Here is a 939-nt window from a genome sequence, read left to right as displayed (position 1 = left end):
CATGCTGGGCATGCAGCTGGGTGAGATCGCGCCGGGTGGTACCGGTTCCGGCCTGTACGGCATGCTGATCATGGCGATCATCGCGGTGTTCATCGCGGGTCTGATGGTGGGGCGTACGCCCGAGTACCTGGGCAAGAAGATCGGCACGCGCGAGATCAAGTTCGCGGCCTGCTACATCCTCATCACCCCGGCCCTGGTGCTGATCTTCACGGCGATCGCGATGGCGATGCCGTCGACGCTCACCTCGATGACGAACTCGGGCGCGCACGGTTTCTCCGAGGTCCTGTACGCCTACACCTCGGGTGCCAACAACAACGGCTCCGCGTTCGCGGGCCTGAACGCGAACACGCCGTGGTTCAACACCAGCATCGGTCTCGCGATGCTGCTCGGCCGGTTCGTGCCGATGGTGTTCGTGCTTGCGCTGGCGGGCTCGCTCGCCGAGCAGAAGCCCATCCCGGAGACGGCGGGCACCCTGCGCACCAACAAGCCGCTGTTCACCGGCCTGCTGGTCGGCACCGTGATGATCGTCGCGGGTCTGACCTACTTCCCGGCGCTGGCGCTCGGCCCGCTCGCGGAGGGGCTGGCGTCATGACCACCGACACGAAGAAGTCTGAGGAGCCCGGCTCCATGTCCACCGCAACACCCACGCGCGCTCCCCACAGTGACCTCCCCAGCGGGCACAAGCCCGAGGCCGGGCGGGTCGGGGGCGGCATGTTCGACCCCAAGGCGCTGGTCAAGTCCTTCCCGGATGCGGTCAGGAAGCTCAATCCGAAGACGATGGTCAAGTCTCCGGTCATGTTCGTGGTGGAGATCGGCTCGGTCCTCACCACGGTCCTGGCGATCAAGAGCCCGGGGGACTGGTTCGGCTGGGCGATCGCCGGCTGGCTGTGGCTGACCACGATCTTCGCCAACCTGGCGGAGGCCGTCGCCGAGGGCCGC

1 protein-coding gene and 1 pseudogene are annotated in these 939 nt (G+C 67.1%); both read left to right on the top strand.

All coding sequences use genetic code 11. From position 1 onward, the window contains the following. The coding region (locus tag ADK54_RS14780; protein WP_199826965.1) for a potassium-transporting ATPase subunit KdpA at positions 1–592 on the top strand (592 nt) is incomplete at its 5' end. After that, positions 589–939: pseudogene (locus ADK54_RS14775) on the top strand (potassium-transporting ATPase subunit B); the annotation flags it as partial. The gene ADK54_RS14780 and the pseudogene ADK54_RS14775, both read left to right, overlap by 4 nt.

The organism is Streptomyces sp. WM6378 (assembly GCF_001279695.1).
Classification (GTDB): domain Bacteria; phylum Actinomycetota; class Actinomycetes; order Streptomycetales; family Streptomycetaceae; genus Streptomyces.
Note: the sequence above shows the minus strand (reverse complement) of the source record. Positions and strands in the feature narration are given on the sequence as shown.